The organism is Piscicoccus intestinalis NBRC 104926, from assembly GCF_001515525.1.
In the GTDB taxonomy this organism is placed as follows: Bacteria; Actinomycetota; Actinomycetes; order Actinomycetales; family Dermatophilaceae; genus Kineosphaera; species Kineosphaera intestinalis.
Genome location: NZ_BCNQ01000049.1, coordinates 1 through 14,335 on the forward strand (window position 1 = coordinate 1; position 14,335 = coordinate 14,335).

The window sequence follows — 14,335 nt, forward strand, 5'->3', positions numbered from 1 at the left end:
GCGAGCGATGCTGCCGCCGGGCGCCGAGCAGGCCGAACCGGGGCGACGGCGACCGCGCGACCGACCCGGCCCACCCGCAAGCGACGCTCGCGCCGGGAGCGCGCCGCCGAGGCCCCGGAGCGGGCCGCGGGCCAGTCACCGCCTCCCGACCCCGAGCCCGCGACACCGGGCCCGAATGGCTCGGAACGCCGTCCCCGTCCCGCCGTCGCGAAGGTGCGGTCATGATGCGCCCCGGATTCCTGCTCGCCGAGGTCGGCACCGGCCTGCGCCGCAGCGCCTCGATGGCGACCGCGATCATCATCGTCACGATGGTCTCGCTGTTCTTCCTCGGTCTCGGTCTGCTCGCCGGGCGCCAGGTGGAGGCCGCGAAGGGCTACTGGTACGACCGGGTCGAGGTCTCGGTCTTCCTGTGCACCCAGCGCTCCACCGAGGCCTCGTGCGCGGACGGCGCGGTCACCGCCTCCCAGCGCGCGCAGGTCGCCACCCTGCTCGACGCGATGGCGCTGACCGTCGCCGGCTACGAGTTCGAGAGCCAGGACGAGGCGTACGCGCGGTTCCGCGAGCAGTTCGCCAACAACCCGACGTACGCGCAGACCCCGAAGGCGGCCATCCCGGCCGCGTTCCGCGTCAAGCTCGCCGACCCCGCCGACTATCCCGTCGTCTCGGCCGCGCTGGACGGCCAGCCGGGCGTCGCGACCGTGCGCGACAGTCGCGAGGTGCTCGAACCGCTCGTCGGCGCCCTCGAACTGCTGCGCCGCGCGGCCTGGGCCCTGGCCGGCGTCATGCTCGTGTGCACGATGCTGCTCGTGTCGACGACCATCCGTCAGATCGCCTGGAGCCGGCGCCGGGAGACGGGGATCAAACGGATCGTCGGCGCCTCGAAGGCCGCGATCCGGCTGCCCTTCCTCATCGAGACCGTCCTCGCCGCGCTCGCGGGCACGGCCCTGGCGGTCGGTGCACTGTGGCTGCTCGCGAGCTACGGCTTCCGGGCGCTGGGGGACTGGTTCCGCGACTTCGCGTGGGTCGGCGCCGCCGACGTGCTGGCGGTCTCGCCGATCATGGCGACGGTCGCGCTGGGCCTCACCGCGCTCGCCTCCTGGACCGCGCTGGCCCGGCACGTGCGCGTCTGAGCCGACTCAGCACTCGATGACGTTGACCGCGAGACCGCCGCGCGAGGTCTCCTTGTACTTGGCCTTCATGTCGGCGCCCGTCTGACGCATCGTGCGGATCGCCTGGTCGAGGGTCACCCGGTGACTGCCGTCGCCCTGCATCGCGAGCCGCGCCGCGTTGATGGCCTTCACCGAGGCGATCGCGTTGCGTTCGATGCACGGCACCTGCACGAGCCCGCCGACCGGGTCGCAGGTCAGGCCGAGGTTGTGCTCGATACCGATCTCCGCGGCGTTCTCGATCTGTTCGGGCGTGCCACCGAGCACGGCGCACAACCCGGCGGCAGCCATCGAACAGGCCGAGCCCACCTCGCCCTGGCAGCCGACCTCCGCGCCGGAGATCGAGGCGCAGAGCTTGAAGATGATGCCGATCGCCCCCGCGGTGAGCAGGAATTCGATCACCCCGTCGTCGTCGGCGCCGGGCACGAAGCGCGTGTAGAAGTGCAGCACGGCCGGCACGATCCCGGCGGCGCCGTTGGTCGGGGCCGTGACGACCCGGCCCCCGCTGGCGTTCTCCTCGTTGACCGCCAGCGCGTAGAGGTTCACCCACTCCATCGCCCACAGCGGGTCGCGGATGTCGCCGTGGAGACGGGCCGCCGCCTCCTCCTGCTCGCGCAGCGAGCGGCGCAGCCCCGGGGCGCGCCGGCGCACCTGCAGGCCGCCCGGCAACTGGTCGTCCTCGCGATGGCACCCGCGGTCGACGCACTCCTGCATGACCCGCCAGATCGTCAGTAGCTCAGCGCGGGTCTGCTCGCGGGGGCGGAAGGCGTCCTCGTTGGCGAGCATGAGGTCGGCGATCGAGCGCCCGGAGATGCGGCACGCCTCGAGCAGCTCGGGTGCGGTGGCGAACGGAGCCGGCAGCCGCACCGCCTCGCCGGGCAGCTCGTCGGCCTCGACGTCGTGCCCGTCGACGACGAATCCGCCTCCGACCGAGTAGTACTCCCGCGAACGCAGCTCCTCGCCGGCCGCGTCGTAGGCGGTGAAGCGCATGCCGTTGGGGTGCCCGGGCAGGCTCTTGCGCAGATGCAGCACGAGGTCGCTCTCGACGTCGAACGGCACCGGGTGCTCGCCGAGCAGCCGCAACTGCCCGGCCTGCCGGATCGACTCGACCCGCTCGGCGGCGTGGTCGACGTCGACGGTCTCCGGCTCGGCGCCCTCCAGACCGAGCAGCACGGCCCGGTCGGAGCCGTGGCCGCGTCCGGTGGCGCCCAGCGACCCGAACAACCCGACCTCGACGCGATGCACGCGCGCCAGCAACTCGTCGCGTCGCAACCCCACGGCGAACCGGTGGCCGGCCCGCATGGGGCCCACCGTGTGCGAGGAGGAGGGGCCGATTCCGACGGAGAACAGGTCGAGCACCGAGAGCGCCATCGCCCGATCTTCCCCCGCGAACACCGGCTCGGCAAGACACACGCCGCAGCACCCCACGCGAAGAATCTGAGCAGAATTAAGGCAATTTCTGTTCAATTCATCGAGCGTTCAAAATGACCATTCTCCTCCCGCGGGTAAATTGATCGTCAATTTAGTCGTTTGAGAAGTGCCTGGTCAGCGGCTTGTGCCTACCTTCCAGATATGGGCAACCCTCGCTCTTTGACACGACAGGCCAGCTTGAGTACCGCTCTCGCCGTGGCCGTGACGACATTCGGCGCCGCGCTTCCGGCCGGCGCCGCGACGGCTTCGGCCGCTCCGGCCATCAACCCCTCGACGGCGGTGGTCACCCAATCGGTCGCGCTGGCGCCGACCTCGGTGCCGGCGGGCTCGCTGCACGCCGTCGACCTGGCCACGCACGTGCCGACGCTGGCGCTCTTCCGACCCGTGTACGCCCGGGTGTCGAGCCGCTTCGGGGTGCGCTTCCACCCGATCCTCAAGCGGTACCGGCTGCACGCCGGCATCGACTACGCCGCGCGGTGCGGTCGCCGGGTGTACGCCGCGGCCTCCGGCCGGGTGTTCATCGCGAGGCGGGCCGGCGGCTACGGCAAGATGGTCGCGATCGACCACCGCGGCCCCCTGTCGACGCGCTACGCCCACCTGTCGCGGATCTCGGTGCGCTACGGCCAGTACGTGCGCCGCGGGCAGTACATCGGGCGGGTCGGCGCGACCGGCCTGGCCACCGGCTGCCACCTGCACTTCGAGACCCGCCGCTACGGCAAGGCGGTCAACCCGCTGCGCTACTTCCGCTAGACCGGCACCCGCATCTGTCGGCCTGTCGGGGGTCGGGCTTGCTCCACGGAAACCGTGCGGCGTCTTCGGACGTCGCACGGTTACCGTGTGAGGCGACATTCGATCCGCAGGGGGAAGCATGGCCAAGGAACGCGGCACCAACGTGGTCGCGCGTAACCGTAAGGCGCGGCACGACTATCACATCGAGGACACCGTCGAGGCCGGTCTCGTGCTGTGGGGCACCGAGGTGAAGTCGCTGCGGGCCGGTCGAGCGAGCCTCGTCGACGGGTTCGCGACGATCGACCGCGGCGAGGCCTGGCTCGAGGGCGTGCACATCCCCGAGTACAGCCAGGGCACGTGGACCAACCACTCCGCGCGCCGCAAGCGCAAGCTGCTCATGCACCGCGACGAGATCGACAAGCTGGCCATCAAGAGCCGGGAGGCGGGCCACACCCTCGTGCCGCTGAGCCTGTACTTCAAGGACGGCCGCGCCAAGGTCGAGCTGGCGCTCGCCAAGGGCAAGCGCGAGTACGACAAGCGTCACGCGCTGCGCGAGCGGCAGGACCGCCGCGAGGCCGAGCGCGCCATGTCGCTGCGGATGGAGCGGTAGGCCGTGCACAACCGACCCGGTGTGTTCGCGGCGGTGTTCTCGCTGCTGTTTTCTATGGGTTTGTTGGGCCTGCTCGCTCCGCCCGCGACCGCCGTCGCTGTCGACGCGCCGGCGGGGCCCGGGTTCGGTCGTGCGGGTGTCGCCGCCGGACCGGGGTTCGGGGCCGCACGAACCGGCTCCTGGGCGGGCACGGCGATCGGCCCGGGAGTCGGCGAACTGCGCGGGCCGGCCGCCCCGGGAGCGACCCCCAACCCCGGTCCGACCGACCTGCTGCAGGGTGACACCGCCACGACGACCGAGCGGGTGCTGGACTACCGCGTCGACTACGACGTGCAGCCCGACGGCACGGTCAACGGTCGCGAGACGATCACCTACCAGTTCCCCGAGGGCGCGCAGCGCCGCGGGATCTTCGCGTACTGGGTGATCCGCCGGCCGGTGGACCAGACGAACGACCGCTACCGGCTCTGGCCCATGTCGATTGAGAACGTCGAGAGCCCGACGGGCGCCCCGACCCAGTACGAGACCTTCGACGAGGGCCAGAGCTTCGGCGTGCGGATCGGCGACCCGGACACCTACGTCAGCGGACGGCAGACCTACGTCATCGAATACACCGTGCAGGGCGCGTTCAACCCCTTCGAGGACCACCAGGAGCTCTACGTCAACCCCGTCGGGTTCAACTGGCAGGTGCCGATCGACTCGGCGACGGTCACCGTGCGCGCGCCGAACGCGCCGCAGCAGGTGGGCTGCTGGGCCGGTCACGAGCAGACCGCTCCGGCCGAGGGTTCGCCGACCACGCAGAACTGCCAGGCCTCCGGCGGCGACACCGCCACCTTCACCGCGACGAACCTCGGCCAGGGCCAGGGCATGACGATCGCGGGCTTCTACCCGCAGGGCACAGTCAGCGACGCCGAACCGATCCTCCGCAACGGCGATGCCCGCTCCGGAGGCGGTGTCGGCGAGACGATGCCCGAACCGGCCGCCCGCGGCCTGACGATCGCCGGCTACTCGCTCGCCGCCCTCATCCCCGCGCTCGCCGCGCTGTTCATGGGGTTGCTCGTGCGCCGTCGCGGCCGCGACGAGCGCTACGCCGGGCTGACTCCGGGCGTGGCGCCCGCCGACGGCGCCGAGGGTGACGTCGTGCGGGGCTCAGGTGGGCCGGTCGCCGTGCGGTTCAACCCGCCCGACGGCGCCACCCCCGGGCTCGTCGGCGTCATCGTCGATGAGACCGCCGACACCCGGGACGTCTCGGCCACCGTCGTCGACCTCGCCGTGCGTGGCTACCTGACGATCGAGGAGGTCGAGACGGGCCGGCGCAGTAAGTCGGACTGGGAGCTGCGGCGCACCGACCCGGCTCCGGCCGAGCCGCTGCTGCGCTACGAGCAGGAGGTCTACGACGGGATCTTCGCCCGGCGCGACGTCGTGCGCCTGTCGAGCCTGCGCAACCACTTCGCGACGACGCTGGCCCTGGCGAAGAAGTCGATGTACCGCGAGGTCGTCGACCGGCATTGGTACCGCCGTTCGCCGGAGCGCACCCGCAGCACGTGGGCCGCGCTGGCGATGCTGCTGGCCGTCGTCGGCGGACTCGTGCTCTTCGTCGGCGGCGTGGCCTCGGCCTCCGTCGACGCCGTCGCGGGCCTGGGGTTCGGCATCCCCTCGGGCGTCGCGCTCGGCCTGGGCATCCTGCTCGCCGCGCTCCTCGTCTTTGTGCTCGGCAGACGCATGCCGGCCCGAACGGCCCAGGGCAGCGCGGTGTACGCGCAGACGCTGGGGTTCAAGCAGTACCTGGAGACGGCCGAGGCCAACCAGATCCGCTTCGAGGAGGCCCAGTCGATCTTCAGCCGCTACCTGCCGTACGCCATCGTGTTCGGCTGCGCCGAGCGCTGGGCGAAGGTGTTCAACGAGGTGGCCGAGTCGGCGGCGGCGCAGGGCTACGTCATCGACATGCCCACCTGGTACGTCTTCTACGGCATGCACGGCGGGTTCGTCGACTTCGGCTCGATCGCTGGCGGCATGGAGGACTTCTCGACGGTCGCGGCGGGTACGTTCACCGCGACCCCGGGCACGTCCGGCGGCAGCGCCTTCGGCGGCGGCAACAGCGGCTTCGGTGGCGGTTTCGGCGGCGGGGGCTTCTCCGGCGGTGGCGGGTTCGGCGGCGGTGGCGGCGGCTCCTGGTAGCGATCGGTCTTCGGCGCTGCGACACATCGGACGCCGGGGTGCGGGACCATGGACCTACCGGCCCGGCACCGCGGCGTAGTTCGATGAGCGCAAATCATCCACGCCGGCCACGATGAAGAGGAGCGCATGAGCATGCATGACGATGACGTCGTCGAGACCCTGTCGACCGACGAGGCCTGGGAGTTCCTCGGTGCCCAGGGGCTGGGCCGGCTCGCGTTCGCGGTCGCCGGTGACCCCGAGATCGTGCCGATCAACTTCGTGGTCGCCGACCAGAAGGTCTACTTCCGCACCGCCGAGGGCAGCAAGCTGCTCGGCCTGACGATCAACGACCGGGTGGCCCTCGAGGCCGACCAGGTCGCCGACGGGCGCGCGACCAGCGTGATCCTGCACGGCACCGCCCGCGAGCTCGAGACCTCCGCCGAGTACGAGTTCGCCGAGAACCTGCCGCTGCGCACCTGGGTGCCCACGCGCAAGGTGCACTACATCGAGATCACCGCCGACCAGATCACCGGCCGCAACTTCCAACTGGGAGAAGACCCCGAGCGCTGATCTCGGCGTTGGCGTCGGCGGCCGCCTACGAGCCCACACGAGCCCACGGGCACGTGGGCGGCGCGGCGTGCCGCCAGGAATGCGTTGGCTCCGGCCGAGGTTGCCCCTGTAGCCTGAGACGTCCGGCCGCGCGCGGTCGGCGTCGGTGCCCGGGCCGAGCCCGGGATTGACAACTGCACAGTGCTCGAGTGATTCACCCCCATGGGGGTGATCGGTTTCGACGTTGATCGTCATTCCAGGGGAAGCGGGTCGAGGATGCAGGGTCATCTCGTCAACGCTCCCTGTAAACCAATAGGTGCCGATTCCAAGCGCACCGACTTCGCCCTCGCCGCCTGAGCGAGCCTCGAAGTCCGTCAGCCTGAGTTCGCTATCGGCTCAGATCCTGGCGTCAGCTAGATAGCTTGCTGCGTCGTCATGTCGGGGGACGGCGCGGGACTCTTACTCGACTGAGCCCGTCGGCGGACGTGTGCGTGCGAGCGCCGGGGCCGAGAAAAGCCATAGCGCACTGCACCCGGAGAAGCCCTGGTTCGGCATCAGCGGACGCGGGTTCGATTCCCGCCACCTCCACCACTTCGCGGTGGGTCACCCGAGCACGACAGCACGGCACACGCAAAGGGCCGCCCGGTCGATCCGGGCGGCCCTTGTTGTGCTGGCTGCGGTTACTGCGCTGGCTGCCGTTGCTGCGCTGGCTTCGCTCACAGCGCCGGCCGCGCGCGCAGCGCTGGCCGCGCGCAGCGCCGACTTCGCTCAAAACTGCGTGTCGCGGTGAGAACTGCGGCACGGACTGCACACGCAGTTTTGAGGGACGTTGGGGGCGACCGACCTCAGCCAGGGGTGTTGGGTCGGTCGGTCTCAGGGACGTTGGGTCAGACGATGGCGCCGTTCTCGTCGGGGTAGTCGACGCCCGCGGTGCCCGTGCCGCCGCCCTTGCCGGACGAGCGGCCCTCGCCGGCTCCGGCCTGCTGGGCCTGCTGCTGCGCCTGCGCGACCTGCTCGCGCACGGAGTCCATGTCGAGGGCGCGGGCCTGCGTGATGACGTCCTCGAGCACCTCGCCCGGCAGCGCGCCCGCCTGCGCGAACACCGGGATGCCCTGGCGGATCACCATGATCGTCGGGATCGAGGTGATCTGCGCGGCCGCGGCCAGCCCCTGCTCGGCCTCCGTGTCGACCTTGGCAAAGGTGATGTCGGTGTGGCGCTGCGACGCCTCGTCGTAGACGGGAGCGAACTGGCGGCACGGACCGCACCAGGACGCCCAGAAATCGATGAGGACGATGTCGCTGCCCTGCACGACGCTCTCGAAGTTCGCTTCGGTCAGTTCGACTGTGGTCATGCCCTGTCGAACAGCGGTCGTCGGCCGCATGTTCCCGGGGCTGCTAGAATGTTCGTGCAGCGGTCGCGTCGTCGCATCGCTGATTCGCAACAGCATCCCTTCCAGCCCGCGTCGGTCTCGTGTGATCGAAGGCCGTGGCACCCGGAGTCGCACAGCGGCCGTGGGGTAGCCCACTGCGGGGGACATCAGACGTCACATCCGGTGGCGCAGAAGGCTCGTTCTCGACGGACATCGTCATCGGTGTCAGAGCGTGCCTTGTCGAGTAACGAGTGAAAGCAGACGTAGCAGCATGATTGCACGCCGTCCGTCTGCCCCTGCGCGGGGCACCGGCAAGAAGGCCCGCTGGAGCGCGGCCCAGAAAGCACAACAGAAGTCCGGAGTCCGCGCCGGCGCCCGGGGGCCCGCGCGCCAGTCGCGGTCCGACGAGCGCTCCGGCGCCTCGCGTTTCGGCGGGTCCGAGCGGCGCTTCGAGCGCACCGACCGGTACGGGCGCGACGACCGACGCGATGATCGACGCGACGACCGCCGGGAGAACCGGTACGGCCGGGACGAGCGGTTCGGTCGCGATGACCGGTACCGCCGGGACGAGCGCGGGGGCTACCGGCGCGACGAGCGCCGCGGCGCCGAGCGCGCCCAGCGCGACGGGCGCGACTCGCGCGGTGCGGGCGCCGAGCGGTACGGACGGTCGGATCGGTCCGAGCGATACGGCCGCAGCCAGGGGCGCGACCGGTTCGAGCGTCGCGACGACGCCGAGCGCTACGAGCGCTATGACCGGCGCGGTCGAGACGACCGACGCGAGCGCGCCGTCGGTGACAACCGCCGCTGGAGCCGCGACGACCGCCCCAGCCAGCGCGACGGCTACCGCGACGACCGGCACGATCGCCGGCGTGACCGCGACGAACGTGACTTCCGCGGAGACCGGGACTACCGGGGCAACCGAGACAGTCGCGGTTACCACGACAACCGGGGCTACCGGGACCGCTTCGATGACCGCAGCCGGGAGCGTGGGGCGCGCTGGGAGCGTCGGGAGGCCGACACCCGCAGCGAGGGCAGTGAGAGTGCAGGCGCCGAGCGCCGCGAGTTCGAACAGCGCGACGTCGAGCGGCGCGACCGGTTCCGTGGCCCGCGCGAGGATCGTCGCGACGCCGGTCACGGCGAGCGCCGCCCCGACCACACCGGCTCCCGGCTGCGGCAGCAGGAGCGCCCGGTCGTCGAGCCGGTCGAGGTGGGCGCCGACAATGCGTTCGCCGCGCTCGGCGTGCCCGACGGTCTCGTGCGGCGCCTGGCGCGTGACGGCATCGTCGAGCCCTTCCCCATCCAGACCGCGACGATCCCGGACGCCCTCGCCGGGCGCGACGTGCTCGGTCGTGGGCGGACCGGCTCCGGTAAGACGCTGGCGTTCGGGCTACCGCTGCTGACCCGGCTCGCGGAGGGCGAGCGCGCCGGCGCGAAGCGTCCCCGCGCCGTGATCCTCAGCCCCACCCGCGAGCTCGCGATGCAGATCAGCGACGCGCTGCAGCCGCTCGTGCATGTGCTAGGTCTGCGACACAAGCTGGTCGCGGGCGGCATGCCGTACCCGCCGCAGTTCGAGGCCCTCGAGCGGGGCGTCGACGTGCTCATCGCCACCCCGGGCCGGCTGTCCGACCTCGTCGAGCGCGGCGCCGCCGACCTCGGCGGCGTCGAGATCGTCGTCCTGGACGAGGCCGACCACATGGCCGACATGGGCTTTCTGGAGGCGATCACCGAGCTGCTCGACCAGGTGCCGGCCGGTGGCCAGCGGCTGCTGTTCTCCGCGACCCTCGACAAGGGCATCGACGGGCTCGTCGAGCGCTACCTCGTCGACCCGGTGACCCACTCGACCGACGAGGCGCAGGCCGCGGTGACGACGATGGCGCACCACATCCTGCTCGTCGAGCCGCAGCACAAGAAGCTCATCACCGCCGACGTCGCCAACCGCACCGGACGCACGGTCGTCTTCGTGCGCACCAAGCTCGGCGCCGACCGCGTCGCGCTGCAGCTGCGTGAGCAGGGCGTCTTCGCGGCCGCGCTGCACGGCGGCCTCAACCAGGGCGCCCGCAACCGGGTGCTCGCGGCCTTCAAGTCGGGGGAGATCCCCGTGCTCGTCGCCACGGACGTCGCCGCGCGCGGCATCCACGTCGACGACGTGTCGGTCGTGCTGCAGGTCGACCCGCCGGCCGACCACAAGGACTACCTGCACCGCGCCGGACGCACCGCCCGCGCCGGCGAGGAGGGCACGGTCGTCACGCTCGCCCTGCCGCACCAGCGCAAGCTCATGCAGCGCATCGCCACCGACGCCGGCCTCGGCATCGAGCCGGTGCGGGTGCGCGTCGGCGACGACACGATCCTCGCCGCGACCGGCGCCCAGCGGCCGAGCGGCGTGCCGATCCCCGAGGAGCGGCTGCGCCGTCTCCTCGAGCCGCCGCGGCGGGTTCGTCGGCCCGGGTACGGGCCCCGGCGGCCCGGTGGCTCCGGCCCGCGTCGCGACCGCCGGCCCGGCCCGCAGCGCGGCTGAGCCGCCTGGGCCTCGGCCGCTGCCGCCTCCCGATTGTCCACTCGGCGCCCGTCGAGTGGACAATCGGCGTTTCCGGCTCCGGGCACAGGCCGCTGACCTGCGGTGTTGTGCGGCGGGCCGAAAGTGTCCACTCGTGAGTGGTCACTCCACAGGAGTCTGTGCGATTAGGCGGCTGGGGTCGGTCAGTTCTGGGTGGGGTCGTCGGGGTAGGTGGCGACCCACGCGAGGCGGCCCGGCTGGCGGCGGAGCACCTCGCGCCACAGGTCCTCGGGGTGCTGCGTGAACACGTCGTGCACCTCGGGGTCGACGACGTACCAGCCGTCGTCGTCGATCTCGCTCTCCAACTGCCCGCCGCTCCACCCCGAATAGCCCGCGAACACGCGCATGCCGGCCACGGCCGACATGACGACCTCCGGCGGCACGTCGAGATCGACGACGCCGACGGAGCCGAACAGCAACCGGATTCCCAGGGGTTCGCTGTCGGTCTCGTGGCTGCCTCCGGGCACGGTCACGAGACCGAGCGCGGTGTCGAGCCCGACCGGTCCGCCCTGGAAGAGCTGAGCCGGTTCGCTGACGTGCTCGTGCCACGCCGGCAACACGCGCCCGACCGGGGCGCCGATCGGCTTGTTGAGCACGAGGCCGTGCGCGCCGTCCTCGTCGTGGTGCAGCAGCAACACGACGCTGCGGCGAAAGATGTCGCCGCCGGTGCGTGGGGTCGCCACGAGGAGTCGCCCGGCCAGGAAGTCCACGCCTCCATTGTGCGCATGCGGCGCACGCACATGCCGCCGACCGCGTTGGGCACGGACAGTCTCGAATATCGGACGCACAGCCCTGGGGCGTCGACCCGTCGAATGGCCGTCCTTCCGCCGGGCCGTTAGCTTGCGGCGGGTGAGTTCGCACCCACCGCAGCCCGATCCGTCACCGACCGATCCACCGACCCGCCGGGAGCGCGCCCGCAGCCTGCTGCAGCAGGCGGGCCAGGCCGGCAACTGCCCGCACGGCGTGCACCCCGCTCTCATCCCCGGCGTCTCCATCGACGACCAGCGCAAGAACTACCGCACCGACAAGGTCGTCTTCGGTGTCGTCGCGGTGCTGATCGTCGGCTTCTTCGCGTGGGGCGTGCTGTCGACGCAGACCCTGGAGACCGCCTCAGGCGCGGCGCTGGAGTGGGTGACGACGTACTTCGGGTGGCTGTTCAACGCGCTCGCCGCGATCGTGCTGCTGTTCATGCTCGTCGTCGGCTTCACCCGCTTCGGGCACATCCCGCTGGGCCTGGACGGGGAGAAGCCGGATTTCTCCCGGTTCTCGTGGATCTCCATGCTGTTCGCGGCGGGCATGGGCATCGGCCTGTTGTTCTTCGGCCCGTTCGAGCCGATGCAGTATTACCTGGAGCCGCCGCCGGGCACGGTGGAGCCGGAGACGCGGGAGGCGATGCACCGGGCCCTCGTGCAGACGATCTTCCACTGGGGTCCGCAGGCCTGGGCGATGTACGCGCTGGTCGGCGCCGCGGTCGCCTACGGCGCGTACCGCCGGGGCCGCACGATCCTCATGAGTTCGATCTTCGCGCCGCTGCTGGGCGGTTCGCGCGGCACGCAGGGCTGGGTCGGGCGCACGATCGACATCTTCGCGATCATCGCCACGCTCTTCGGCACGGCCGCCTCGCTGGGCATCGGCGCTCTGCAGATCGGGCGCGGGCTGCAGCTGACGACCGGGCTCGACATCGCCAACCGTGTCGTGCTCATCGGCATCGTCACCGTGCTCACCGTCGTCTTCATCGCCTCCGCGGTCAGCGGCGTGGCCCGCGGCATCCGCTGGCTGTCGAACACCAACACGGTCTTCGCCCTGTCGATGGCGTTCTTCGTGCTGATCGTGGGCCCGACGCTGTTCCTCATCAACTTCATCCCGTCGGTCATCGCCGCCTACCTCGGCGAGGTGCCCAGCCTGTTCGCGTACTCGGCCAGCTTCGGCGACGCCCAGGCCGCCTTCGTCAACACGTGGCCGGTCTTCTACTGGGCGTGGTGGGTCTCGTGGTCACCGTTCGTCGGGATCTTCATCGCCAAGGTCTCCCGCGGCCGCACGCTGCGCGAGTTCGTCGTCACGGTGATCCTCGTCCCGTCGCTGGTGTGCCTCGTCTCGTTCTCGATCTACGGCGGCACCTCGATGTACTACCAGGAGTCGGGTCGCGCCGATGTCGGGGGCGCTCCCAACGCGCAGGACTCGCTGTTCATCCTGCTGCAGGCGTTGCCGGCGCCGGCCGTGACGTCGGTCGTCGTGCTCGTCATGCTCACCGTCTTCTTCGTGACGAGCGCCGACTCCGCCTCCATCGTCATGGGCAGCCTCGCCCAGCGCGGACGCACGGAGCCGACTCGGCGGGTGATCATCGCCCTGGGTCTGATGCTGTCGTCGATCGCCGTCGTCATGCTGCTCATCGGGGGAGAGAGCGCGCTGGAGAGCATGCAGGACCTCATCATCGTCTCCGCGCTGCCGTTCGCGATCGCGATGATCGTCATGATGGTCGCCTTCTGGAAAGAGCTCAGTACCGACCCGGCGATCATCCGCTGGCGCTACGGCCAGTCCGCCCTCGACCAGTCGGTGCGCGCCGGGGTGCGGCGCTACGGAGACTCCTTCGCGCTGCAGGTCTCCCAGGCCGAGGACGGCAACGGAGCCGGTGCCGGGTTCGACTCCCACGACGCCGCGGTCACCGACTGGTACCAGCGCCGCGACGAGTCCGGGCAGCCGATCGACTACGACTACGAGACCGGTCAGTACATCGACAGCGAACTCGACGAGGTCCGGCATGCCACGCCGACGGGGCGTTCGGTAACTGCGCGAGAGGGCAGCCGCACGCTGGACGACCCGAACTCCGAGTCCGGGCGCCGGCCGTGAGGTGAGCGCGCCGGCCTCGGCTGTCTCACAGGTGCGGCAGCCGGGGGCGCAGGTTGAAGTGCGGGCGCAGGACGAGCGAACCGCCCTCGGCGAGCACGTCGCCCAGGCTGCGGCTGGCCAGCCCGCGCTCGTCGCAGATCGTCAGGAGCCGGTTGCTCAGGTCGTAGCGGTCGAGCAGGGGCTCCGGGCCGTCGTCGGCCAGCTCGGCGGCGCCTGCGTGCCCGTCGTGCAGCAGGATGACCGTGCCCGACCGCAAGCTCATCGTGGCCGTGCGCACGCGAGTGTCGTTGTCGACATCGCGGTTCCAGTCCCAGCTCGTCGCGCTCCAGATGACCGACTGCAGGCCGGCGCGCCGGATCGCGCGCCAGGTGCCGGGGGACTGGTCGCCGTACGGCGGCCGGAACCAGCGCACCTCGCGGCCGGTCACTTCCTCCAACTCGGCCTTGCCGCGACGCAGGTTGTCCTCGACGATGCGCGGCGGCAACGTCGACTGGTGCCGGTGGTCGACGCCGTGCAGGCCCACCTCGTGCCCGGCCGCGAGCACCTCGGCGAGCAGACCGGGGTTGGCCCGCACGCTCGTCATCAGCACGAAGAACGTCGCGGTCGCGCCGTGCTCGGCCAGCGCCCGCAGCACCGCCGGCGTACGCGCCGGGGTCGGTCCGTCGTCGTACGTGAAGACGACACGGCTCGTGCCCGCGGCGGGGCGCACGGAACTGACCGAGCCGATCGCGTCGGGGGCGGTCTCCAGCACGCGCATCGCGGCGATCTTGGCGGAGTGGACCAGGGTGGCCTTGTCTGGCATGAGGTCATGGTCGCATCGGGTGCGCGCTCGGCCCAAAGCCTGTTGGCGACCGGAGCCGGTGTGGAGTCGCCGCGAGCCCGTGCGCGCCCATGCGCGCGGCGGCAGCCCGTGCGCGCGGCACCA

The 14,335-nt window shown here is 71.3% G+C and carries 11 protein-coding genes and 1 other RNA gene; 8 read left to right on the plus strand and 4 right to left on the minus strand.

From position 1 onward, the window contains the following. Nucleotides 1–221: 221 nt before the first annotated feature. A complete protein-coding gene (ftsX, locus tag PINTE_RS09365; protein WP_068429183.1) occupies nucleotides 222–1,130 on the plus strand; it encodes a permease-like cell division protein FtsX in 909 nt (302 codons plus the stop codon). 6 nt (nucleotides 1,131–1,136) lie between these two features. On the opposite strand, the gene PINTE_RS09370 is transcribed toward ftsX, so the two are convergent. Beyond that, a complete protein-coding gene (locus PINTE_RS09370; protein ID WP_068429186.1) occupies nucleotides 1,137–2,537 on the minus strand; it encodes an L-serine ammonia-lyase in 1,401 nt (466 codons plus the stop codon). A 255-nt stretch (nucleotides 2,538–2,792) separates the two neighbouring features. Here PINTE_RS09370 and PINTE_RS09375 point away from each other — a divergent pair, with 255 nt between their 5' ends. The 5 genes from PINTE_RS09375 to ssrA all read left to right on the plus strand — a co-directional run bounded on the left by PINTE_RS09375 (nucleotide 2,793) and on the right by ssrA (nucleotide 7,230). Then, nucleotides 2,793–3,347, plus strand: coding sequence for a M23 family metallopeptidase (locus PINTE_RS09375; RefSeq protein WP_068429189.1), 555 nt, complete (start codon nucleotides 2,793–2,795; stop codon nucleotides 3,345–3,347). Nucleotides 3,348–3,465: 118 nt separating this feature from the next. Further along, on the plus strand, nucleotides 3,466–3,936 hold the full coding sequence (smpB, locus tag PINTE_RS09380) for an SsrA-binding protein SmpB (protein WP_068429192.1): 471 nt from the start codon (nucleotides 3,466–3,468) through the stop codon (nucleotides 3,934–3,936). 3 nt (nucleotides 3,937–3,939) lie between these two features. Further along, entirely contained in the window at nucleotides 3,940–6,111 is a 2,172-nt protein-coding gene (locus tag PINTE_RS09385; RefSeq protein ID WP_068429195.1) for a DUF2207 domain-containing protein, read from the plus strand. 126 nt (nucleotides 6,112–6,237) lie between these two features. Next, on the plus strand, nucleotides 6,238–6,660 hold the full coding sequence (locus tag PINTE_RS09390) for a pyridoxamine 5'-phosphate oxidase family protein (protein ID WP_174524004.1): 423 nt from the start codon (nucleotides 6,238–6,240) through the stop codon (nucleotides 6,658–6,660). A gap of 203 nt (nucleotides 6,661–6,863) precedes the next feature. Next, nucleotides 6,864–7,230: a transfer-messenger RNA gene (gene ssrA, locus PINTE_RS09395) on the plus strand. A gap of 296 nt (nucleotides 7,231–7,526) precedes the next feature. On the opposite strand, the gene trxA is transcribed toward ssrA, so the two are convergent. Further along, nucleotides 7,527–7,991, minus strand: coding sequence for a thioredoxin (trxA, locus tag PINTE_RS09400; RefSeq protein WP_068429198.1), 465 nt, complete (start codon nucleotides 7,989–7,991; stop codon nucleotides 7,527–7,529). A 289-nt stretch (nucleotides 7,992–8,280) separates the two neighbouring features. On the opposite strand from trxA, the gene PINTE_RS21880 reads away from it, so the two are divergent. Then, nucleotides 8,281–10,524 (plus strand): DEAD/DEAH box helicase, encoded by a 2,244-nt coding sequence (locus tag PINTE_RS21880; RefSeq protein ID WP_084343422.1) that lies wholly within the window; start codon nucleotides 8,281–8,283, stop codon nucleotides 10,522–10,524. Between the two features lie 182 nt (nucleotides 10,525–10,706). Here PINTE_RS21880 and PINTE_RS09410 read toward each other — a convergent pair whose 3' ends face one another. Next, a complete protein-coding gene (locus tag PINTE_RS09410) occupies nucleotides 10,707–11,273 on the minus strand; it encodes a YqgE/AlgH family protein (protein ID WP_068429201.1) in 567 nt (188 codons plus the stop codon). A 139-nt stretch (nucleotides 11,274–11,412) separates the two neighbouring features. Between PINTE_RS09410 and PINTE_RS09415 the strand changes: the two genes are divergently transcribed. Continuing rightward, complete coding sequence (locus PINTE_RS09415; RefSeq protein WP_068429206.1) at nucleotides 11,413–13,410, plus strand: BCCT family transporter; 1,998 nt, start codon at nucleotides 11,413–11,415, stop codon at nucleotides 13,408–13,410. 25 nt (nucleotides 13,411–13,435) lie between these two features. On the opposite strand, the gene PINTE_RS09420 is transcribed toward PINTE_RS09415, so the two are convergent. Then, on the minus strand, nucleotides 13,436–14,212 hold the full coding sequence (locus PINTE_RS09420; protein WP_068429209.1) for a polysaccharide deacetylase family protein: 777 nt from the start codon (nucleotides 14,210–14,212) through the stop codon (nucleotides 13,436–13,438). Nucleotides 14,213–14,335: the final 123 nt, after the last annotated feature.

Coding starts and splice junctions, on each gene's coding strand:
- PINTE_RS09420 (WP_068429209.1), bottom strand. CDS start 14,212: ATGCCAGACAAGGCCACCCTGGTCCACTCCGCCAAGATCGCCGCGATG.
- PINTE_RS09370 (WP_068429186.1), bottom strand. CDS start 2,537: ATGGCGCTCTCGGTGCTCGACCTGTTCTCCGTCGGAATCGGCCCCTCC.
- trxA (WP_068429198.1), bottom strand. CDS start 7,991: ATGACCACAGTCGAACTGACCGAAGCGAACTTCGAGAGCGTCGTGCAG.
- PINTE_RS09390 (WP_174524004.1), top strand. CDS start 6,238: ATGAGCATGCATGACGATGACGTCGTCGAGACCCTGTCGACCGACGAG.
- PINTE_RS21880 (WP_084343422.1), top strand. CDS start 8,281: ATGATTGCACGCCGTCCGTCTGCCCCTGCGCGGGGCACCGGCAAGAAG.
- ftsX (WP_068429183.1), top strand. CDS start 222: ATGATGCGCCCCGGATTCCTGCTCGCCGAGGTCGGCACCGGCCTGCGC.
- smpB (WP_068429192.1), top strand. CDS start 3,466: ATGGCCAAGGAACGCGGCACCAACGTGGTCGCGCGTAACCGTAAGGCG.